A 19,258-nucleotide genomic window follows, 5' to 3' on the forward strand; every position below is an offset into this window, starting at 1 on the left:
TTTGGCCGTTGCAAACTGCGTTGATGTCACCGATACCGGAGATCTCCCTCGGATTCTCTCCTCCTGCACTTTGCGCCGATGAGCACGACACCGTCCAAAATGATGGCTGCGCTGTGGATGGCCGGTTGGCTGTCGCTGATGCTGATCATGGCGGTTGCCGGGCGCGAGACGACGCGCGAGCTGAACGTCTTCCAGATCATGGAGGTGCGCTCGCTGCTCGGCTTCGTGCTGCTCTCCCCGATCATTTACCGCGCCGGCGGTTTCAAGGTGCTGCGGACAACGCGGCTGCCGCAGCACATCGGGCGCAATCTGGTGCACTACGTCGCCCAACTCGGCTGGTTCTTCGCGCTGACGCTGATACCGATCGGTCAGGTCGTGGCGATCGAATTCACCATGCCGATCTGGACCGCGATCCTCGCGGCGAGCTTCTTGTCGGAGCGCATCACACCCTGGAAGACCGCCGCGATCGTGCTCGGCCTTGTCGGCGTCGTCGTCATCGTCCGGCCCGCAACCGGCGAGATCAATCCGGGCCAGCTCATTGCGCTCGGCGCCGCCATGGGTTTCGGGATATCGATGGCGCTGGTCAAATCGCTGACCCGCACGGAAACCGCCCTGTCGATCCTGTTCTGGATGCTGGTGGTGCAATCTGTCGCAGGCTTCGTTCCGACCCTGTTCGTCTGGACCTGGCCGACACCCTATGCCTGGGCCTGGATGATCGTCATCGCCATCTGCGGCACGTTTTCGCATTACTGCCTCGCCAGCGCGATGCGCTATACGGACGCGACCATCGTCGTGCCGATGGACTTCCTGCGGGTGCCGCTGACCGCGACCGCCGGCTGGCTCCTGTATTCTGAGCGGCTCGACGCCTGGACCGTGCTTGGCGCTGCGCTGATCCTGTTTGGTAACCTCCTGAATTTGAAGCCGACTGTGCCCATTCCCGCCCGCGCGCAATGAACCACAAGCCCGCTCGGACGACCAAACAAAGTGGTCGAGCGTGATTTGGATCACGCTCGAGGGGCATTCCATCGTGCACATTCGGCCACACAGTAACGGGTTTGGACCAGGCGAACCGCCTTTTGGTGGCACGAAGTCCGGCACTTCGTGTAGTTTCGCTGCCAATTTGTTGCTGCCTGTAATTCGATTCTGTTGGGGATTTCAGATGCGCTATCTCACCCTCCTCGTCTCGCTGATGTGCATGGCGTTGTCGGTCAGCGCCGCGAAGGCCGACCGCCGTGTCGCTTTCGTCGTGGGCAACGGCGCCTACAAGAACGTTGCGCAATTGCCGAATCCGCCGATCGACGCCAAGGCGATGGCGGCCACGCTGCGCAATGTCGGCTTCGAGGTGATCGAAGGGGCCAATCTCAGCCGCGACCAGATGACGGAAAAGCTCCTGGACTTCGGCCGCAAGGCGCAGGGCTCCGACATCGCCGTGTTCTACTACGCCGGTCACGGCATCGCCGTCGGCGGCACCAATTACCTTCTGCCTGTCGACGCCGACATCAAATCGGAAATGGACGTCAAGCTCGGCGCAGCCATCAACATCGACCTGACGCTCGACCAGACCATGGGTGATGCCAAGGTCAAGCTGGTCTTCCTCGACGCCTGCCGTGACAATCCCTTTGCCGCCAAGATCAAGTCGAACTCGGCGACCCGCAGCGTCAACGTGCAGAGCGGTCTCGCCGAGATGAAGTCGGGTGAAGGCACGCTGATCGCATTCGCGACCGGCCCGGGCCAGACCGCGCTCGACGGCCAGGAAGGCAACAACAGCCCGTTCACTCGCGCGCTGATCGACAACATCACCAAGCCCGGCGTCGAGATCCAGCAGGCGATGACTTCGGTGCGCGCCCAGGTCAACGAAGAGACCCACAAGGGCCAGCTTCCATGGGGCCACACCAACCTGATCGGCGCAGTCTACCTCAATCAGGCCCCGACGGCCCAGGTTGCCAACGCGGCGCCGACTGCGGCTGGCAGCGTGCCGGCAGCCGTGAGCGGCCCCAACGCCGATGCGGCCAATCTCGAGCTCGAGTACTGGCGCTCGGTCAAGGAGAGCAACAAGCCGGAAGAGCTCAACGCCTATCTCTCCGCCTATCCGAACGGCCAGTTCAAGGCGCTGGCGCTGGCGCGACTGGCGGCGATCAAGAGCGGACCGTCGACCACGACCCGCAACCTCAACGCGGGTGTCGATCCGGCGACCTTCACTGATGAAGCCACCCAGCTCACCGAGGACCAGATCGGGCTCGACAAGGGGCAGCGCCGCGATGTGCAGCGTCGCCTGACCGGTCTCGGCTTCGATACCAAAGTCACCGGTGCATTCAGCGAGGAGACTCGTTCGGTGATCAAGCGCTGGCAGGCCGCGCGCGGTTATCCGTCGTCCGGCTATCTCAACAAGCTGCAGCACAAGGCCCTGCTCGCCGAGATCGTGGCTGCCCCGCCGACCGCGAGCGCTGACAGCGCCAAGCCGGCCCGACGCGCCAGCAGCGCCCCCGCGCCCAGCAGCGCGCCTGCGCCCCAGCGCAGCAGCGGCCCCAGCGATGCCGGCGCGGCCTTCGTGGGCGGCGTCGTCGGCGGCATGATGGGCGGCATGTTCCGCCGTTGAGGCTTTGACGTAGATCCCAAACACAAAAAGCCCGGCTCGCCCCGGGCTTTTTTCTTTCGTCCCTCATGGTGAGGAGGCGCGCAAGCGCCGTCTCGAACCATGAAGGCCCAGCTCTCGCAGCGTCGGCCTTCATCCTTCGAGACGCGCGCAAAAGGCGCGCTCCTCAGGATGAGGGGCCAGGGCGGAATGCGCGGAGAAATGCCTACTTCCCCGCCGCCTTGCGCAGCGCCTCGTTGATCCGGTCCTGCCAGCCGGGACCGGCCGCCTGGAAGAACTCGAGCACGTCCTGGTCGATGCGCAGCGTGACCTGCTCCCTGACGCCGGGCGCTACGTTCTTCTTCGGCGGCGCCTCGGCGACCTTGGCGGTCACCTTCTTGAACGCAGCCTCAGCCTCAGTCCTGGCATCGGCCAGTGTCCGCGGCCGCCTCGGTTGATCCGCCATGTCCTAGATCCCCTCAAACAGCGCCGTCGAAAGATAGCGCTCGGAGAAGGACGGTACCACCGCCAGGATAGTTTTTCCCGCAGCTTCCGGTCGCTTGCCGATTTGGAGCGCGGCGGCAATTGCAGCGCCCGAGGAGATGCCGCCCGGGATGCCTTCGTGCCGCGCCAGCGCCCGCGAGGCATCGATGGCTGTCGTGGAGTTGATCTTCACGATCTCGTCGATCACGGAGCGGTCGAGAATCTCGGGAACGAAGCCGGCGCCGATACCCTGGATCTTGTGCGGGCTGTGCTGACCGCCCGACAGCACGGGACTTTCCTCAGGCTCGACGGCGACCACCCGCAACGAGGGCTTGCGCGGCTTGAGCACCTGGCCGACGCCGGTGATGGTGCCGCCGGTGCCGACACCGGCGACGAAAATATCGATGTTGCCGCCGGTGTCGTTCCAGATTTCCTCCGCGGTGGTGCGGCGGTGCACTTCGGGATTGGCGAGGTTCTTGAACTGCTGCGGCATCACCGAGTTCGGCGTTGTCTTGAGCAGTTCTTCCGCGGCGGCGATCGCGCCGTTCATGCCCTGAGCGGCCGGCGTCAACACCAGCTCCGCACCGAGGAACGCCAGCATCTTGCGTCGCTCGATCGACATGGATTCCGGCATCACCAGCTTGAGGCGATAGCCGCGCGAGGCGGCGACGAAAGCGAGCGCGATGCCGGTGTTGCCCGAGGTCGGTTCGATCAGCACGGTGTCCGGCTTGATGATACCGGCCTTCTCCATCGCGATGATCATGGCCGCGCCGATGCGATCCTTCACGCTCGCAGCCGGATTGAAATATTCAAGTTTTGCCAAAATGGTCGCGTTCACGCCGTGCATGCCCGGCAGGCGGCGCAGTCGCACGATCGGCGTATCGCCAAAGGCCTCGACGATCGAATCGTAGACCCGGCCGCGGCCGGGTTGGTGCGCTGCACCCGTGGTGGACGGTGCGTCCATGATGAACTCCCTGTGACAACAATTCGCGCTCTGATCGCAGCTTTCGCGCAGTTACAGACAGCTTATGGCGACACGCAAGCGGCAATGCGGCACATGTTAAATACGCTGCATCGCAAAATCGCGTGAGCTGCAGATATTAGAAAACCAACGTATTTGTGTTGCGACCTCGTCAACTGATTCTGCTTATGTTAGACTTACGTCTTAAAGCAGGGAGGTCACCACGATGTCAGCAGTTGCTGAAGTGTTGTCGACCGTCGCGCTGAACCGCTATCCGCGTTGCAGCGAGTTGCCCACCTGTCCCGTCTGCGCCGACTCGATGGTCGCCGCCGAAGCTTCTGCCTATGTCTCGGACCACGTGATCAGCTATCTCTGGACTTGCGACACCTGCGGCTATGGCTTCGTGACCAAGCACGCCGTCAAATCGCGGTTTACGTGCAACTAGCGCGGGGCGATGTCGCCCCTCGCCCAGTCCTCGCGCGTACGCTGATAGAATTCTTCGAACTTTCCGTGTGAGATCGCGTCCCTGATGCCCTGCATCAGGAACTGGTAGTAAGCGACATTGATCTCGGACAGCAGCATCGCCCCCAGCGTCTCGCCCGCCTTGACGAGATGGTGGAGATAGGCGCGCGCATAGTTGCGCGTCGCCGGCCATGAGCTCTCTTCATCCAGAGGACGGGAATCGTCGGCGTGTCGCGCATTGCGCAGGTTGACCTGGCCGAAGCGCGTGAAGGCGACGCCATGCCGGCCATTGCGCGTCGGCATCACGCAATCGAACATGTCGACGCCGCGCTTCACCGCTTCGAGAATGTCGTCCGGCGTGCCGACGCCCATGAGGTAGCGCGGCCGGTCGGATGGCAGCGCCGGTGCCGTCTCGTCGATCATCGCCAGCATCACCTGTTGCGGTTCGCCGACGGCAAGGCCGCCGATCGCATAGCCGTGAAATCCGATTTCGACGAGGCCCTGCGCGCTGGCGTGACGGAGCTGCGGTATGTCGCCGCCCTGTACGATGCCGAACAGCATGTAACCGTCGGGTGCGCTCTCGAAGGCACGCTTGGAGCGTTCGGCCCAGCGCAGCGACAATCGCATCGCGCGATCGATGTCGTCGCGCTCGGCCGGCAGCCGCACGCATTCGTCCATCTGCATGGCGATGTCTGAGCCGAGGAAGCGCTGCACCTCGATCGAGCGTTCAGGTGACAGCTCCACCTTGGCGCCGTCGATATGCGAGCGGAACGTCACGGCCTTCTCGCTGACCCTGCGCAGGTCGGACAGCGACATCACCTGGAAGCCGCCGGAATCCGTGAGCATCGGCCCGTTCCAGCCGGTAAACCTCTGCAAGCCTCCCAGCGCCGCGATGCGCTCGGCGCCAGGACGCAGCATCAGGTGGTAGGTGTTGCCGAGCACGATGTCGGCGCCGGCATCGCGCACCTCGCGCCAGTGCATGCCCTTCATCGCGCCGGCGGTGCCGACCGGCATGAACGCGGGCGTCCGCACCACGCCGTGCGGCGTGGTCAGGCGGCCGGTACGCGCGGCGCCATCGGTGGCGAGCAACTCGAAATGATTGGGGAGACTCATGGCGGTGCTTATTGCGTGTCGAGCGAAGCCAATCAACCCGCCCGAGACGCCGTTGGAGCGGCCTCTGCCCCAAGCTGGGACACAATTTATCCAGACTTGTTATCGCGGACTTGGGGAACACGGCGGCTTGTTAAATAAAACGATACAGTATAGTTTTATCAAAAGGAGGCTGGACGAGACACCGCGGCAACGCTGACTGCGGCAGCATTTGCGTGATCTCCCGCCGCCAACCCATGCATTCCTCTTCACACTCGACTGATGTGCCCATCGCCTCCGGTGATTGGATCAAACTGGCTGCCTCTCGCTTGTTCGCGTCGGCAGCGGTGGCGTGCAGCGTCGCGCTGACCGCCTGCACCTCCCTGCCGCGGACGCCCTACACCGCGGCCGAGGCCAGCACCTCACGCGTCCTCGACATCGACGGCTTGCGGCGCTACGCCGACGAGCCCATCACGAAGTTCAGCTTCGAAAAAGAGTATAGCGCCGCGAGCCGAACCTATCTGGCGCTCTCCGGCGGCGGCGCCGACGGCGCTTATGGCGTTGGCGTGCTGAATGGTTGGAGCAGGGCCGGCACCCGTCCCACCTTCTCGGTCGTCTCCGGCGTCAGCACCGGCGGCCTGATCGCGCCGTTTGCATTCCTCGGGCCCCAGTACGACGACACGCTGCGGGAGGTCTACACCAGCGGCATCGCGGAGAGCCTTTTGAATGATCCCAGCATCATCCGGGTGCTGTTCGGATCCGGCCTGTTCGGCAATAAGCGGCTGCGCGAGTTGGTGGCACGCTACGTCGGGCCGGAGATCCTCGCGCAGGTCGCACACGAAAATGCCAAGGGCCGGAAACTGCTGGTCGTGACGACAGATCTCGACACCCAGCGGACCGCCATCTGGGACATGGGCAAGATCGCCGCGGTCGGCACGCCCGAAGCGCTGCACCTGTTTCGCGACGTGATGGCGGCCTCCGCCAGCATTCCCCTGGTGTTTCCGCCCATCCTGATCGAAGCCGAGGGCCAGGGCCGGCGGTTTCAGGAGATGCATGTCGACGGCGGCGTGACAGCCCCGGTGCTAACGCTGCCGGAAGCCCTGCTCTTCCAGGGACGTCTGCCCGGCAACGCGAAGATGGACATCTACATCCTCGTCAACAAGAAGATCGAACGAAACTTCGAGCTCGTGTCGAACAGCACCATCGATGTCGCCTCGCGCAGCCTGTCATCGATCACCCAGTCGCAGACCCGCTCGATCATCTTCTCGACCTACGACTTCGCCAAACGCAACCGGCTGGGCTTCCATCTGTCCTATATCGAGCGCGACTATCCAGCGCCGCCCTCGGAAGGGTTCGACACCGCCTACATGCGCGCGCTGTATCAGTATGGATATGAGAAGGCAGCAAGCGGTCAGGCCTGGACCTCGGCGCTGCCGTGACCACCGGGGAACGGCGCCCTTTCGAAACCGTTGACGATACGGCCAATTCGGCCAGATTCGCGATGACGCCCCCGTCCCTGCGCGATATAGAGCGAATGACGACATTGGGAACGCGCAGGAATCATTGGGCATGGGATTGACTGCGACCAAGACAAGAACGCCAACGCGCTCCGTAAGACGCGAGGTGCCGAAATCGCGCGGCGGCCGACCGACGAAGAGCGCCGCGCTCGAGCGCGATCAGCGCCTGATCGAGGTCGCCACCCGCCTGTTCCTGGACCGCGGCTTTGACGCAACCTCGCTCGATGCGGTCGCGGAAGCGGCCCGCGTCAGCAAGCCCACCGTCTATTCCCGTTACGGCGACAAGCGCGGGCTGTTCACGGCCGTGCTGAGGCGCGAAATCGACCGCTGGCTTGCCCCGCTGTCCGCGGCAGCCGAAACCCAGTTCGGCAGCTCCTCGGACATCTCGGTCGAGCAGCGGCTGGTCGAGGTCGGGAGGGAGATGCTGACGTTCACCTGCGGCCCCGACGCCATGGCCTTCAGCCGCATGATGACGTCACAGGCCATCAACTTCCCCGACATTGCCAAGCTCGGCAAGGAGGAAGGCTGGCTGAAAGCCGTCGCCACGACGGCGCGCTTCTTCGATCACCTCGTGACGCAGGGCGCTCTCGACGTCGAGGACACCACCATCGCGGCCGAGGTGTTTCTCGATGTCGTCGTCGGTCACACCCATCGCATGGCGACATTTGGCATGCCGCTCGAGATCAAGTCGGCCGAAAAGCGCATGCGGGCGGCGATCAGGCTGTTCCTGACCGGCGCGCTGGGGCCCGCGGACCGCATTCAAGGCGCCGGCAAGGCCAACGCACGACGGCGCCCGTCCCGCTGACAATTGCGTGAGCTCCGCGAGCTATCCACACGGCACGACGCTCCGGTCGTTGACTAAAATAAAACGATACGGTATGGTTTCATTATAAGCAGGTACGGACCCGTTTTCACCAGCCCCAAAGGGTACGCACCGCCTTTCAGACTTCGATCGCCGCGACGAGCTCCGGCCCGTTGCGACGCTCCGCGGCCGACCGATGCCCAAGGTCGGCCGCGTCTTGTTTGGTGTATGATGCGGCCCGCCCGGCGGCGAGGATTCGAGGATGACGACAGCCAGACGAACTTCGTGGCAATTGTTTGCGATCGCTCTGGCGGCGCTGCTCGTTGCGGCGCCGGCGCGCGCGATCGTCACGACCAGCGGCACGCCCGCCGCCCTTCACAACGAAACGGACGGTGACGCCGAGGCCGACCGTCAAGAGGTCAGCCGCGAGATCGAGCGCTTCCGCAGCTCCACGATCTCGCTGAGTCAGGCCATGACGATCGCCGAAGCACGGCATGCCGGCGCGACCACGGCCGATGTGAGCTTCGACGGCGCCTCGGGCGTGCCGGTCTACCGGGTGAAGACCCTGCACAACGACCGCATCTGGCGGCACACCATCAATGCCGCGACCGGCGAAGTCATCGGCGGCGAAGCCGCCCTGCCCCTGACCCAACTCGACGCGGAGGATCGCAACAACCTCGCAGCGCTTGGCGCGATCCGGCACCGCCTCGCGGATGCCGTGCGCGTCGCCGAGCGCGCGGCGTCCGGCAAGGCGATCAGCGGCGGGCTCGTGCGTGAGCGCGGCCGGCTGAATTTCGCGATCGTCGTCATCAGCGGCGACGATCTCAAGGAGGTCATCCTCGAGCCTCCGGGTGCCCGGACCAAATAGCGGCAGGTCCCGCCCGCGGCCACAATCCCGCCGAAAGGCCATTGACGGGCGCAAAACTCTCCCGCATAAGTCGCCGCCATGTTCACGATCACGAAACGCACGACCAAAACCACCACGGCCTTCGGGGCCCGGGGAGGCGTGCGCGCGTAGTCGTCGACTGAACGCATCAGCTCTACCGAAGCCCCGCCCTCGATGGTCCGGGGCTTTTTTGTTGTCTGCAGCTCAATGGAGGAGAAAGTGAGTAACGATCCCGTCGTCGCGATTGTCGGCGTCACCGGTGCGGTGGGCGCCGAATTCATCGCCACCATGGACAAGCGCGGCTTTCGCGTCGGCAAGCTGAAGGCGCTGGCGAGCGCCCGCTCGGCCGGCAAGACGGTGTCGTTCCGCGGCAAGGCTGTCGTCATCGAGGAGCTCACCGAGCGGTCCTTCGACGGCGTCGACATCGCCCTGTTCTCCGCCGGCGGCAGCATTTCAAGGAAGTACGCGCCGATCGCGGTCAAGTCCGGCGCGGTCGTGGTCGACAACTCCTCGGCGTTCCGTATGGACCCGAACGTGCCGCTGGTGATCCCCGAGATCAACGCGAACCGCATCCGCGACCACAAGGGCATCATTGCCAACCCGAACTGCGCCGCTATCACCGCGCTGGTGCCGCTCTGGCCGATCCACCAGAAGAACCGCATCAAGCGTGTGATCATCTCGACCTACCAGGCCGCCAGCGGCGCCGGCGCGGCGGCGATGGACGAGCTTGTTGAGTCCACCCGCGCCAATCTCAACGGGCAGGTCTATACGCCCAAGGTGATGCCGCACCCCTACGCCTTCAATCTCTTCAACCACAACACGGCCGTTGATCCCGAGACCGGCTACAACGACGAAGAGACCAAGGTCATCAAGGAGACCCGCAAGATCTTCGAGGACGAGAAGATCGCGGTCGGCGTGACCTGCGTGCGCGTGCCGGTGCTGCGCGCCCATTGCGAGGCCATCACCTTCGAATGCGAGAAGCCGATCACTGAGGATCAGGTCCGCGCGATCATGGCGCAGGCCCCTGGCGTGAAGATCGTCGACGACCGCGCCAAGAACTACTTCCCGATGCCGGTCGACGCCTCGGGCCAGGATGACGTCCTGGTCGGCCGCATCCGCAAGGACCTCAGCGATCCCTCAGGGCATTCGATCTCGATGTTCGTGGCGGCGGATCAGCTCCTCAAGGGCGCGGCGCTGAATGCGGTGCAGATCGCAGAGCTGCTGCCGCAACGGGTAATGGCGTAACGAGGAAGATCCGTAGGGTGGGTTAGCGCAGCGTAACCCACCTCTTCTCGTGCGGCGACAAAAGTGGTGGGTTACGCCTTCGGCTAATCCACCCTGTAAGTGCGCCGACGCTAGCCCCTCGCCCGAAACAGCAAACACGCATCCCCGTACGAATAGAACCGGTAACCCTCCGCGATCGCGTGCGCATAGGCCTGCTTCATAGTGTCGAGGCCCGCGAAGGCCGACACCAGCATGAACAGCGTCGAGCGCGGCAGGTGGAAATTGGTCAGCAAAATGTCGACGGCACGGAAGCGATAGCCGGGGGTGATGAAGATCGACGTGTCGGCCGCGAACGGCTGGATCGTGCCGTTCTCGTCGGCGGCGCTTTCGAGCAGTCGCAATGACGTCGTGCCGACCGCGACGATGCGGCCGCCGCTCTTCCGCGCGGTGTTCAGCTTCTCCGCCGTCTCCGCCGAGACGGTCCCCCACTCGGCATGCATCCTGTGGCCTTCGGTGTCCTCCACCTTGACCGGCAGGAACGTCCCCGCCCCCACATGCAGCGTGACGCGATTGATGCCGACGCCGCGATCTCGCAGCGCCTGCTCCAGCCTCGGCGTGAAGTGCAGCCCTGCGGTCGGCGCGGCGACGGCGCCTTCATTGGCCGCGAACATCGTCTGGTAATCGGCAAAATCCTGATCGTCAGGCGTGCGCTTCGAGGCGATGTAGGGCGGCAGCGGCGGGCTGCCGAGATCCGATATCGCCTGGTCGAGCGTCGGCCCGTGGAACGAGAACGATAGCGTCACCTCGCCCTCTGCGCCCTTGGCCTCGACCTCGGCATCGAGATGACCGAGCAGGCAGACCTTGCCCTCATTGCCGAAGCGGATGCGGTCGCCGGCAACGAGCTTCTTGGCCGGCTTCACCAGCGCCAGCCAGCGCGAACCATCCAGTCGCTTGATCAGCGTCGCTTCGATCCTTGGCTCAGTCTCGCGTCCGATGCGGCGGCCCTTGAGCTGGGCGGCGATCACCTTGGTGTCGTTGACGACGAGCTGGTCGCCGGGCTTCAGCCACTGCGGCAAGTCGGAGACCGTCTGGTCGCGCAGCACACCGTTCTCCACGACCAACATCTTCGCGGAGTCACGCGGCTGCGCCGGGCGCAGTGCAATGCGCTCGGGCGGCAGGTCGAAGTCGAAGAGATCGGTGCGCATAGTCGGGCCTGACGCGACACAGTCAGACCCTCATCCTGAGGAGCGCGGAACGCGCGTCTCGAAGGATGAAGGCCCGGTCTGTGGCCTCATGGTTCGCTCGGCGATAGCATCGTCCGTAGACGGCGCGTCGCGCCTCCTCACCATGAGGCGAAACGCCTACTCCCCGTCCGCGGCCATCCGCGCCTTGACGATCTTGTCGGGGTTCTGCACGGGCTCGCCGCGCTTGATCTTGTCGACGTTCTCCATGCCCGCAGTGACCTTGCCCCACACCGTGTACTGGTTGTCGAGGAAGCGGGCGTCGTCGAAGCAGATGAAGAACTGGCTGTCGGCGGAATCGGGATTGGCGGCGCGGGCCATCGAGGCGGTGCCGCGCACATGCGGCTCCTTGTTGAACTCCGCCTTCAGCTTCTGACCCGAACCGCCGGTGCCGGTGCCGTGCGGGCAGCCGGTCTGCGCCATGAAGCCGTCGATGACGCGATGGAACACGATGCCGTCGTAGAAGCCTTCGCGCACCAGCTCCTTGATGCGCGCGACATGGTTCGGCGCGAGATCGGGCCGCATCTCGATGGTAACGGGGCCCTGCGTGGTTTCGAGGATCAGGGTGTTTTCGGTGGCGCTCATGCTCGTTTCTCTTGGGTTGGGGGTGAAGCCTTCCGGCCGTGGAACTGGACCGCGAATGGACGCCCCGCAGCGGCGCCGCCCATCGCATCGGTAAATGGCATTGGCGTGCAGCGTTGCAATGCCTCCATCACCGCAATCCGGTACTGGAGCCGGTCATTGTCGGAGGCCTCCGCGGATTCGTAGGTAATCTTCGGATGGCCCAGGATGTCTCCGGTCCGGTTAAAGCTCACGACGACCGTGATGTCGAGTGCGCGGGCCCGGGAGGGTGGCGGCGGTCTCCAGCAACTGCCCAGCCGTGCGAAGAGGTCGTGGAGGGTGTTGACCCGGTCGGGCGTCTGAGTGCTCGCGCCGGAGGTGCCAAGCAGGAGCGCCGCGACAGCTACCAGGAGCTTTTCGCCGCGGCGCGGCATTGCGCTTGCTACTTGATGTCGGAGGCGACCTGCACCTTCACCATCTTGTCGGGATCGGTGACGGTGCCGCTCGCGGATCCGGGCGGGGCTTTCTTCAGCTTGTCGACGACGTCCATGCCCTGCACGACCTCGCCGACCACGGTGTACTGGCCGTCGAGGCTGCCGCCGTCCGCGAACATGATGAAGAACTGCGAGTTGGCGCTGTCGACGCTGTCGCCGCGCCGCGCCATGCCGACGATGCCGCGGGCAAAGTGCACCTTGGAGAATTCCTGCTTGAGGTTCGGGTATTTCGAGCCGCCGGTGCCGTTGAAGTTCTGGCCGTCGCCGGTCTGCGCCATGAAGCCGTCCATCACGCGGTGGAACGGCACGTTGTTGTAATAGCCTTCGCGCGCGAGCTGCTTGAGGCGCTCGGCGTGCTGGGGCGCAAGATCAGTCCGCAGCTTGATGACGATGCGGCCCTTGGTGGTGTCGATGACGATCGCATTGGCCTTGTCGAGGCCTGCCGGCAGCGATTGCGCGAGTGCCGGGACCGCGAACACGAGCGCGGCAAGAACTGCGAGAATACGGATCATGAAAACTCCGGATCAGATGAGATGAACGCGTGCCGTCAGCCGGCGAACTTTGCCTTGAGCAATGCCGCAACCAGCGGCGGTACGAAGGCCGAAACGTCCCCGCCCATGCCGGCGATCTGGCGCACCAGTGTGGCGGTGATCGGGCGGACCACGGGTGAGGCCGGCAGGAAGACCGTGTGCACCTCGGGCGCCATCGCCTCATTCATGCCGGCGAGCTGCATCTCGTAGTCGAGGTCGGTGCCGTCACGCAGGCCCCGGATCATGATCGTCGCGCCATGTTTGCGCGCAGCGGCCACCGAAAGATCGTCAAATGTCGTCGCTTCGAGAATGCAGCCGGCCTTCGCCGCCACGGGATCGCAGACATCGTGGAGCATCTTCAGACGCTCCTCGGTCGAGAACAGCGGCTTCTTGCCGGGGTGCACGCCGATGGCGACAACCAGCCGGTCGCACAGCGGAACGGCGTGCCGGACCACGTCCAGATGGCCGTTGGTGATCGGGTCGAAGGAACCTGGATAGAAGGCAATGCGCGACATGGCACCGTCCTACCGCGCCCGGCCGTGCCCGGCAAGCCGGACAGGTTCCTCGGCCGTTTCCGGCAAAATATCACCCGCCATATCGGCGCCGGCCCATTTGTTTCGTCCTGAGGCCGACCACGAAACAAAACGGACCGCCAACGAAACCATTTTGCGCATCCGCGAAGACGTCCCGAAACTGGCCATGGTTACTGATCCGCCCAACGAATGACGGGCCGCAAACAAGGCGCAGCGGCCGCATCACAGGGGACCGTCGATGATCAAGGCTCTTTCAGCGATCGCTATTGCCGCGTGTGTTGCCGCAGCACTCACCGTCCTGCCCGGCTTCGCACCGAGGGTTGAGGCCAGCGTGCCGCAGCCGCTTGCCAAGGCCGACCGGCTCGACATCCGCACGACCGGCAAAGACTGCTCGCAGCAAGCTTGGCCGAATTTCGAGGCGTCCTGCCTGCGCCGCGCCGACAGCAAGGCCAATGTCCGCGAGGCCCGGCTGGTGACGGCCGACCGCACCCCGTAGGGCGGTCTGTCAGCTTCGCGTCATATAACCCCCGATATAATCTCGTGGAAATTTGCGACGTCTCGTCGCAGACTGCGTGATACTCGCGCCCCTCGGAATGGCCCGTCGGGCGCGATCCCATCCGGGGGTCGCCGTTGTCCAGTACGCCAGCAGTCGCTTCCGGCCATCATCCTGATCCGCTGCCCCTTGCAATGACCGTGGGCGCCCTCGGGGTGGTCTATGGCGATATCGGCACCAGCCCCCTCTACGCCCTGAAGGAAGCCGCCAAGGCGGCCGCCCATGGCGGTACCGTGACTCACGACGCAGTGCTGGGCGTTGCCTCCCTCATCCTCTGGGCGCTGCTGCTGATCATCTCGCTGAAATATGCGCTGCTGATCCTGCGCGCGGACAACCGCGGCGAAGGCGGCATCGTCGCGCTCTTGGCGCTGCTGCATGCTCGTCATGCCCAGCCCGGCACCTGGCGCGCGCAGCTTCTAGTGGTCGGCCTCGTTGGCGCGGCGCTGCTCTACGGCGATGGCGCGATCACACCGGCGATCTCGGTGCTGAGTGCCATCGAAGGTCTCAAGGTCGATGCGCCCTCGTTGGCGCCGGTCGTGGTGCCCGTGACCATCGCCATCCTGGTTGGGCTGTTCATGATGCAGAAGCAGGGCGCCGGCTTCATCGGCCGCATCTTCGGTCCGGTGATGCTCGCCTGGTTCGTGGTGCTCGCAGCGCTCGGCATCCATGGCATCGTCAAGGCGCCGGCGGTGCTCGCTGCGCTCAGCCCGCTCTATGCCTTCGAATTCCTGATCCATCAGGATTTCCACGTCTCCTTTGCGATTCTCGGCTCGGCCTTCCTGGCCGTGACCGGCGGTGAGGCCATGTATGCCGACATGGGGCATTTCGGCCGCTTTCCGATCCGGCTCGCCTGGTTCGCCGTCTGCCTGCCCGCCCTGGTGCTGAACTATTTCGGCCAGGCCGCGCTGTTGATCACGGATCCGGGCATGCTCGAGAATCCATTCTTCCAGCTCTGCCCCGACGCACTGCATTATCCACTGGTTGCGTTCTCGGCGGTCGCGACCGTGATCGCCTCGCAGGCGATCATCTCAGGCGTGTTCTCGCTGACCCAGCAGTCGATCCAGCTCGGCTTCTTGCCGCGCATGCAGATCCGACACACCACGAGCCACGCGATGGGTCAGATCTACGTGCCGCTGGTGAATTGGCTGCTCGCCGCCGCAACGCTGGGCGCCGTCCTGAGCTTCGGCACATCGGATGCGCTCGCCGGCGCCTATGGCATCGCGGTCTCGCTCCTGATGGCGATCACGACGCTGCTCGCTGCGCTCGTGGCGATCCAATGGGGCTATTCGCCCTGGCTCGTGGTCGCGGTCAACGGCTTCTTCTTCGCGATCGACGTGATCTTCTTCTCGGCCAACTCGATCAAGCTGTTCGAGGGCGGCTGGTTTCCGCTGCTGCTCGCCGGACTCGTCGCCTTCCTGATGTTGACCTGGCGCGGCGGCGTGAAGCTGGTCGAGGCCGCACGCGGCAAGCTGCGCCAGCCGGAAGAGGACCTGATCGAGACGGCGGTCAACAAGTGCCGCGCGAGGTTGCCCGGCACCGCCGTATTTCTGGCGTCCGCGGCGAAAGGCGTGCCGCTGGCGCTGACGCAGTTCGTCAAGCACAACCGCGTCCTGCACGAACGCGTACTGCTCGTCACCGTGCTGATCGAGGAATCCCCGCACATCGCCGACGAGGAGCGTGCCGAGGTGAACGAGATCATTCCCGGCATCACCCGCGTGGTCCTGCATTACGGCTTCATGCAGAACCCCACAATCTACGAGGGCCTGAAGCTCGCCTGCCGCCAGGGCAAGCTGCCCGGCGTCGACCTCTCCGACATCACCTATTACGTCGGCCGCGAGACAATCATCCCGCGTGAAGACGTTCCGGGCATGTGGGTGTGGCGCGAGGGCCTGTTCTCCTTCCTCCAGCGCAATGCCGAACGCTCGGCGGCATTCTTCGGCGTGCCTACGGGACAGGTGGTGGAGTTCGGAACGGAGATCGAGATCTAGCCGACGCGTTGCTCGCACGCGGCAACAACAATGCGCGCAGCGACGCTACGCCGACACCGGTTGCGACAAGACCCCAGGCCAACGAGCACGCGGGCGCCCGAGCGCTGGAGGCGCGGGATTCAGCAAAACAGCGTCCAGCCGCGGATCGGTTGGTGAAAAAAGCTCCACGCCGAATTTGGAACAAGGTGGGCTGCCTTTCGGTTGGTTCTGGCGAGACCAAATCCTCGGCTGGTGCTCCACCATGAATTCTGGCGCCAACGCCACACTCAGCAACTTGCGCGCCGTCGTCATCCTGATCGTGGTCGCCTTCCATTCGGCCCTTCCCTACCTCGCCTCGCAACCGCCGCATCCGTTCGCTTTCGACTCACCGCCCTATCGGTGGATCGCGTTTCCGATCATCGATCGCGAGCGCTGGTTCGGGCTCGACCTGTTCTGCGCATGGCAAGACGTCAGCTTGATGTCCCTGATGTTCCTTTTGGCGGGCCTGTTCGCCCCGCGAGGCCTCATCCGCAAGGGCGCTGCCGCCTATCTCGCGTCGCGGTGGTGGCGAATTGGATTGCCCTTCGTCCTCGCGGTCGCCTTTCTCAGTCCGGTGGCGTACTACGCGTCGTATCTGACGACCGCGACCGATCCATCGCCTGCGGCGTTTTGGCAGCACTGGCGCGCCTTGCCGATGTGGCCCTCGGGCCCGCAATGGTTCTTGTGGCAGCTTCTGCTGCTCAGCGCACTAGCTGCTGCACTGCATGAATTCACGCCATCATGGCCACGGGCCGCGAGCCTAATCGTCGCCAGGTGCGACGATCGTCCGCTGCTCTTTTTTGCAGGCCTGACAAGTCTGTCGGCGCTGGCCTATGTCCCGCTGGCCATGATCTTTACGCCCTGGGAATGGACATTTTTCGGCCCATTGTCTTTCCAGCTAAGCCGCCCGCTACACTATCTTCTCTATTTTTCCGCAGGATTTGCCATCGGCGGCTACGGCTGTGATCGCAGTGTCCTCCGCACCGATGGCCCGCTCGCGCGCCGCTGGCCAGCCTGGGTGGCAGCAGCATTCGCCTGCTTTGCGGTATGGGGCGTGTTGACCTCGCTGACGATGCCGGACTGGAATGCCAGCCCGCCGGCAGATCGCCTCGCCGCGGCTTTCGCCTTTCCCGTTGCGTGCGCAACAGGAGTTATCGCTTTCGTGGCGAGTTCGCTGGCATTGTTGCGTCGCCGTTCGGCGCTCGTCGACAGCCTTTCGGTCAATGCCTACGGCATCTACCTCACGCATTACCCGTTTGTGTTGTGGCTGCAATATGCCCTGCTCGACACGAGCCTGAATGCCGTCGCCAAGGCCACGTTCGTCCTCGTCGCGGCGCTGGCTCTAAGCTGGGCCGCAAGCGGATTGCTGACCGCGAGCGTGAGACTGCTGGTCCACCGGCATTCCGGACTCCCGAGCAAGAGCGCAATCTCAGATCAACCTCGATGACGGAACGTCCATGTCACTGGTCCCGACACTCGCGTCCCGCAATCTCTTCCACGATCGCCTGCGTTTCCTCGCGACGCTCGTTGGAATCGTCTTTTCGGTCGTGCTGGTGATGATCCAGATGGGCCTGTTCCTGGGCTTCGGTCGCATGGTGACGACGATGATCGACCATGCGTCAGCCGATCTCTGGGTGTTGCCGAAGGGAGCGAAATGCTTTGAGGACCCCTCGCTGCTGGATGCGAAGCTGCGTGACAAGGTCGCATCCGTCGATGGCGTCGCCTCTGTGGTCCCGCTAGTCATCGGCTTCTCGGACTGGCGCCTCGAGAGCGGCGAGATAACACCCATCTTTGTTGTCGGCGCCGATTTGCGTGATGGAATCCTGGGGCCATGGAACGTAGTCGAGGGCGACGTCCGCGCGCTGTCGCAAAATGGAGCCGTGGTCGTCGACCGCTCCTACTACGATCGCCTCGGCGTCTCCGAAGTCGGATCGACGGCCGAGATCCGCGGCCGCCGCGTGAAGATCGTGGCCTTGACCGACGGCATCCGCTCCTTCACCACGACACCCTATATCTTCGTGGACCTGAAAAACGCCCGCACCTACACTGGAACCTTTCCCGACCGCGCCAGCAATCTCCTCGTTCGCCTCAAGCCCGACGCCAATCGCGACACAGTCCTTAAGGCCGTCCGGGCTCGGGTTGGTGAGCATGAGGTGCTTACGACAGATGAATTCCGCAGCCGTAGCCGCTCGTTCTGGCTGTTCGGGACGGGCGCGGGCGCTGCGCTGTTTGCCGGCGCATTGCTCGGAGTGATCGTCGGCACCGTCATCGTCGCGCAAACCCTCTATTCGAGCACCAAGGATCACCTCAGCGAATTCGCCACCCTGCGCGCAATGGGTTCGTCGAATGGATATATCTACGGGGTCATCATCTATCAGGCGCTCCTCAATGCGGTCATCGGCTTCGTCCTTGCGACTGCGATTGGCGCCGTCGTTGTTGAGATGACTGCCAAGAGCGCGTTGCCGATCGTCATCACGCCCTGGCTGATTGCAGCTCTGTTTGTGCTGACGGTCGTCATGTGCGTGGCATCGGCGATCGGCGCAATCGTGCGTGTGGTGCGCATCGATCCAGCAACGGTATTCATGCGATGAACGAAACCATCATTGAGGCTGCCGAAATCAAGAAAACGCTTGGCCGTGGCGCCAGTGAGGTGAAGGCGCTGCGCGGTATCGACATGACGCTGCGGCGCGGCGAGTTCACACTGCTGATGGGGCCGTCCGGCAGCGGCAAGACGACGCTGCTTCTCATTCTCGGATGCATGCTGGCACCAAGTTCGGGCACGCTCACCGTCTGCGGCATGCCCACGTCCGGTGTCGACAAGGAGGGACTGGCCAAAATGAGGCGCGACCATATCGGCTTTGTGTTCCAGTCCTATCATCTGTTTCCAACGCTGACTGCCGCGCAGAACGTGCAACTCGCCCTCGACATCCGTCGCGAGCGTGGGCGCAAAGCCAGCGAACGGGCCCGGGAAGCTCTCAGCATGGTTGGTCTGGAGCAGAAGGCCGATACGTTGCCGGGCGAACTCAGCGGCGGTGAGCAGCAGAGGGTCGCGATCGCGCGAGCCTTTGTCGCCAATCCCTCGGTCATTCTCGCCGACGAGCCAACCGCTGCGCTCGACGGCAATAACGGGCGAAGCATCATGCGGATTCTGGCTGACACCGCACATCAGCGCGAGCGCGCCGTGCTCGTCGTCACCCATGATCCCCGGGTCATTCCCTTTGCGGATCGCATCGTCGAGATCGAAGACGGCCTGCTGGTCGACACCGAATCCGGCGGACCTGGGCGGCTGCATTTGCCGAAGGCGGCCGCATTCAGGTCGTAGGGTCCGTGCGGATGAAGCAAGA

21 protein-coding genes are annotated in these 19,258 nt (G+C 64.1%); 13 read left to right on the forward strand and 8 right to left on the reverse strand.

What is annotated here, in order from left to right; genetic code table 11:
- Positions 1-78: 78 nt before the first annotated feature.
- The gene (locus MTR72_RS16690; protein WP_341510685.1) at positions 79-954 is read left to right on the forward strand and encodes a DMT family transporter; all 876 of its coding nucleotides are present in this window, start codon (positions 79-81) and stop codon (positions 952-954) included.
- Positions 955-1,159: 205 nt separating this feature from the next.
- Complete coding sequence (locus tag MTR72_RS16695) at positions 1,160-2,596, forward strand: caspase family protein (RefSeq protein ID WP_341510686.1); 1,437 nt, start codon at positions 1,160-1,162, stop codon at positions 2,594-2,596.
- Between the two features lie 202 nt (positions 2,597-2,798).
- On the opposite strand, the gene MTR72_RS16700 is transcribed toward MTR72_RS16695, so the two are convergent.
- Both MTR72_RS16700 and cysK read right to left on the reverse strand, forming a co-directional pair.
- Positions 2,799-3,038 carry a BrnA antitoxin family protein gene (locus tag MTR72_RS16700; protein WP_280963787.1) on the reverse strand — a complete coding sequence of 80 codons (240 nt, stop codon included), beginning with the start codon at positions 3,036-3,038 and terminating at the stop codon, positions 2,799-2,801.
- Between the two features lie 3 nt (positions 3,039-3,041).
- Entirely contained in the window at positions 3,042-4,019 is a 978-nt protein-coding gene (gene cysK / locus MTR72_RS16705; RefSeq protein WP_280963786.1) for a cysteine synthase A, read from the reverse strand.
- 223 nt (positions 4,020-4,242) lie between these two features.
- On the opposite strand from cysK, the gene MTR72_RS16710 reads away from it, so the two are divergent.
- Positions 4,243-4,461, forward strand: a complete 219-nt coding sequence (locus tag MTR72_RS16710) for a hypothetical protein (protein ID WP_280963785.1) — start codon at positions 4,243-4,245, stop codon at positions 4,459-4,461.
- Here MTR72_RS16710 and tgt read toward each other — a convergent pair.
- A complete protein-coding gene (gene tgt, locus MTR72_RS16715) occupies positions 4,458-5,591 on the reverse strand; it encodes a tRNA guanosine(34) transglycosylase Tgt (protein WP_341510687.1) in 1,134 nt (377 codons plus the stop codon). The genes MTR72_RS16710 and tgt overlap by 4 nt on opposite strands.
- Before the next feature lie 305 nt (positions 5,592-5,896).
- On the opposite strand from tgt, the gene MTR72_RS16720 reads away from it, so the two are divergent.
- The 4 genes from MTR72_RS16720 to MTR72_RS16735 all read left to right on the forward strand — a co-directional run bounded on the left by MTR72_RS16720 (position 5,897) and on the right by MTR72_RS16735 (position 10,017).
- Complete coding sequence (locus tag MTR72_RS16720; protein ID WP_445819602.1) at positions 5,897-7,006, forward strand: patatin-like phospholipase family protein; 1,110 nt, start codon at positions 5,897-5,899, stop codon at positions 7,004-7,006.
- 130 nt (positions 7,007-7,136) lie between these two features.
- Positions 7,137-7,889, forward strand: coding sequence for a TetR/AcrR family transcriptional regulator (locus MTR72_RS16725; protein ID WP_280963783.1), 753 nt, complete (start codon positions 7,137-7,139; stop codon positions 7,887-7,889).
- Positions 7,890-8,148: 259 nt separating this feature from the next.
- Positions 8,149-8,754 carry a PepSY domain-containing protein gene (locus MTR72_RS16730; protein WP_341510688.1) on the forward strand — a complete coding sequence of 202 codons (606 nt, stop codon included), beginning with the start codon at positions 8,149-8,151 and terminating at the stop codon, positions 8,752-8,754.
- A gap of 225 nt (positions 8,755-8,979) precedes the next feature.
- Complete coding sequence (locus tag MTR72_RS16735) at positions 8,980-10,017, forward strand: aspartate-semialdehyde dehydrogenase (protein WP_341510689.1); 1,038 nt, start codon at positions 8,980-8,982, stop codon at positions 10,015-10,017.
- 110 nt (positions 10,018-10,127) lie between these two features.
- On the opposite strand, the gene queA is transcribed toward MTR72_RS16735, so the two are convergent.
- The 5 genes from queA to coaD all read right to left on the reverse strand — a co-directional run bounded on the left by queA (position 10,128) and on the right by coaD (position 13,337).
- Positions 10,128-11,201, reverse strand: a complete 1,074-nt coding sequence (queA, locus tag MTR72_RS16740; protein ID WP_341510690.1) for a tRNA preQ1(34) S-adenosylmethionine ribosyltransferase-isomerase QueA — start codon at positions 11,199-11,201, stop codon at positions 10,128-10,130.
- 156 nt (positions 11,202-11,357) lie between these two features.
- On the reverse strand, positions 11,358-11,822 hold the full coding sequence (locus MTR72_RS16745) for a peptidylprolyl isomerase (protein ID WP_280963779.1): 465 nt from the start codon (positions 11,820-11,822) through the stop codon (positions 11,358-11,360).
- Complete coding sequence (locus MTR72_RS16750; protein ID WP_341510691.1) at positions 11,819-12,232, reverse strand: hypothetical protein; 414 nt, start codon at positions 12,230-12,232, stop codon at positions 11,819-11,821. The genes MTR72_RS16745 and MTR72_RS16750 overlap by 4 nt, the downstream gene beginning before the upstream one ends.
- 8 nt (positions 12,233-12,240) lie before the next feature.
- Positions 12,241-12,804, reverse strand: coding sequence for a peptidylprolyl isomerase (locus tag MTR72_RS16755; RefSeq protein ID WP_280963777.1), 564 nt, complete (start codon positions 12,802-12,804; stop codon positions 12,241-12,243).
- A 35-nt stretch (positions 12,805-12,839) separates the two neighbouring features.
- Complete coding sequence (coaD, locus tag MTR72_RS16760; protein WP_341510692.1) at positions 12,840-13,337, reverse strand: pantetheine-phosphate adenylyltransferase; 498 nt, start codon at positions 13,335-13,337, stop codon at positions 12,840-12,842.
- Between coaD and MTR72_RS16765 the strand changes: the two genes are divergently transcribed.
- The 6 genes from MTR72_RS16765 (at position 13,327) to MTR72_RS16790 (ending at position 19,236) form a co-directional block, all read left to right on the forward strand.
- Positions 13,327-13,548 (forward strand): hypothetical protein, encoded by a 222-nt coding sequence (locus MTR72_RS16765; protein WP_341510693.1) that lies wholly within the window; start codon positions 13,327-13,329, stop codon positions 13,546-13,548. The genes coaD and MTR72_RS16765 overlap by 11 nt on opposite strands.
- Before the next feature lie 45 nt (positions 13,549-13,593).
- Positions 13,594-13,851, forward strand: a complete 258-nt coding sequence (locus tag MTR72_RS16770) for a hypothetical protein (protein WP_341510694.1) — start codon at positions 13,594-13,596, stop codon at positions 13,849-13,851.
- A 191-nt stretch (positions 13,852-14,042) separates the two neighbouring features.
- Positions 14,043-15,896 carry a potassium transporter Kup gene (locus tag MTR72_RS16775; protein ID WP_341510803.1) on the forward strand — a complete coding sequence of 618 codons (1,854 nt, stop codon included), beginning with the start codon at positions 14,043-14,045 and terminating at the stop codon, positions 15,894-15,896.
- 241 nt (positions 15,897-16,137) lie between these two features.
- Entirely contained in the window at positions 16,138-17,361 is a 1,224-nt protein-coding gene (locus MTR72_RS16780) for an acyltransferase family protein (RefSeq protein ID WP_341510695.1), read from the forward strand.
- A 10-nt stretch (positions 17,362-17,371) separates the two neighbouring features.
- Positions 17,372-18,505: an ABC transporter permease gene (locus MTR72_RS16785; protein WP_341510696.1), complete on the forward strand. Its 1,134-nt coding sequence runs from the start codon at positions 17,372-17,374 to the stop codon at positions 18,503-18,505.
- A complete protein-coding gene (locus MTR72_RS16790; protein ID WP_341510697.1) occupies positions 18,502-19,236 on the forward strand; it encodes an ABC transporter ATP-binding protein in 735 nt (244 codons plus the stop codon). Before MTR72_RS16785 ends, MTR72_RS16790 begins: the two co-directional genes overlap by 4 nt.
- Positions 19,237-19,258 lie beyond the last annotated feature (22 nt).

Origin of the sequence: Bradyrhizobium sp. ISRA442, assembly GCF_038085055.1 — a bacterium.
In the GTDB taxonomy this organism is placed as follows: Bacteria; Pseudomonadota; Alphaproteobacteria; order Rhizobiales; family Xanthobacteraceae; genus Bradyrhizobium.

Coding starts and splice junctions, on each gene's coding strand:
- MTR72_RS16690 (WP_341510685.1), top strand. CDS start 79: ATGAGCACGACACCGTCCAAAATGATGGCTGCGCTGTGGATGGCCGGT.
- MTR72_RS16790 (WP_341510697.1), top strand. CDS start 18,502: ATGAACGAAACCATCATTGAGGCTGCCGAAATCAAGAAAACGCTTGGC.
- MTR72_RS16745 (WP_280963779.1), bottom strand. CDS start 11,822: ATGAGCGCCACCGAAAACACCCTGATCCTCGAAACCACGCAGGGCCCC.
- MTR72_RS16765 (WP_341510693.1), top strand. CDS start 13,327: ATGCGCGACATGGCACCGTCCTACCGCGCCCGGCCGTGCCCGGCAAGC.
- MTR72_RS16785 (WP_341510696.1), top strand. CDS start 17,372: ATGTCACTGGTCCCGACACTCGCGTCCCGCAATCTCTTCCACGATCGC.
- tgt (WP_341510687.1), bottom strand. CDS start 5,591: ATGAGTCTCCCCAATCATTTCGAGTTGCTCGCCACCGATGGCGCCGCG.
- MTR72_RS16780 (WP_341510695.1), top strand. CDS start 16,138: ATGAATTCTGGCGCCAACGCCACACTCAGCAACTTGCGCGCCGTCGTC.
- cysK (WP_280963786.1), bottom strand. CDS start 4,019: ATGGACGCACCGTCCACCACGGGTGCAGCGCACCAACCCGGCCGCGGC.
- MTR72_RS16735 (WP_341510689.1), top strand. CDS start 8,980: ATGGAGGAGAAAGTGAGTAACGATCCCGTCGTCGCGATTGTCGGCGTC.
- MTR72_RS16700 (WP_280963787.1), bottom strand. CDS start 3,038: ATGGCGGATCAACCGAGGCGGCCGCGGACACTGGCCGATGCCAGGACT.
- MTR72_RS16750 (WP_341510691.1), bottom strand. CDS start 12,232: ATGCCGCGCCGCGGCGAAAAGCTCCTGGTAGCTGTCGCGGCGCTCCTG.
- queA (WP_341510690.1), bottom strand. CDS start 11,201: ATGCGCACCGATCTCTTCGACTTCGACCTGCCGCCCGAGCGCATTGCA.
- MTR72_RS16770 (WP_341510694.1), top strand. CDS start 13,594: ATGATCAAGGCTCTTTCAGCGATCGCTATTGCCGCGTGTGTTGCCGCA.
- coaD (WP_341510692.1), bottom strand. CDS start 13,337: ATGTCGCGCATTGCCTTCTATCCAGGTTCCTTCGACCCGATCACCAAC.
- MTR72_RS16710 (WP_280963785.1), top strand. CDS start 4,243: ATGTCAGCAGTTGCTGAAGTGTTGTCGACCGTCGCGCTGAACCGCTAT.
- MTR72_RS16755 (WP_280963777.1), bottom strand. CDS start 12,804: ATGATCCGTATTCTCGCAGTTCTTGCCGCGCTCGTGTTCGCGGTCCCG.
- MTR72_RS16730 (WP_341510688.1), top strand. CDS start 8,149: ATGACGACAGCCAGACGAACTTCGTGGCAATTGTTTGCGATCGCTCTG.
- MTR72_RS16725 (WP_280963783.1), top strand. CDS start 7,137: ATGGGATTGACTGCGACCAAGACAAGAACGCCAACGCGCTCCGTAAGA.
- MTR72_RS16775 (WP_341510803.1), top strand. CDS start 14,043: ATGACCGTGGGCGCCCTCGGGGTGGTCTATGGCGATATCGGCACCAGC.
- MTR72_RS16695 (WP_341510686.1), top strand. CDS start 1,160: ATGCGCTATCTCACCCTCCTCGTCTCGCTGATGTGCATGGCGTTGTCG.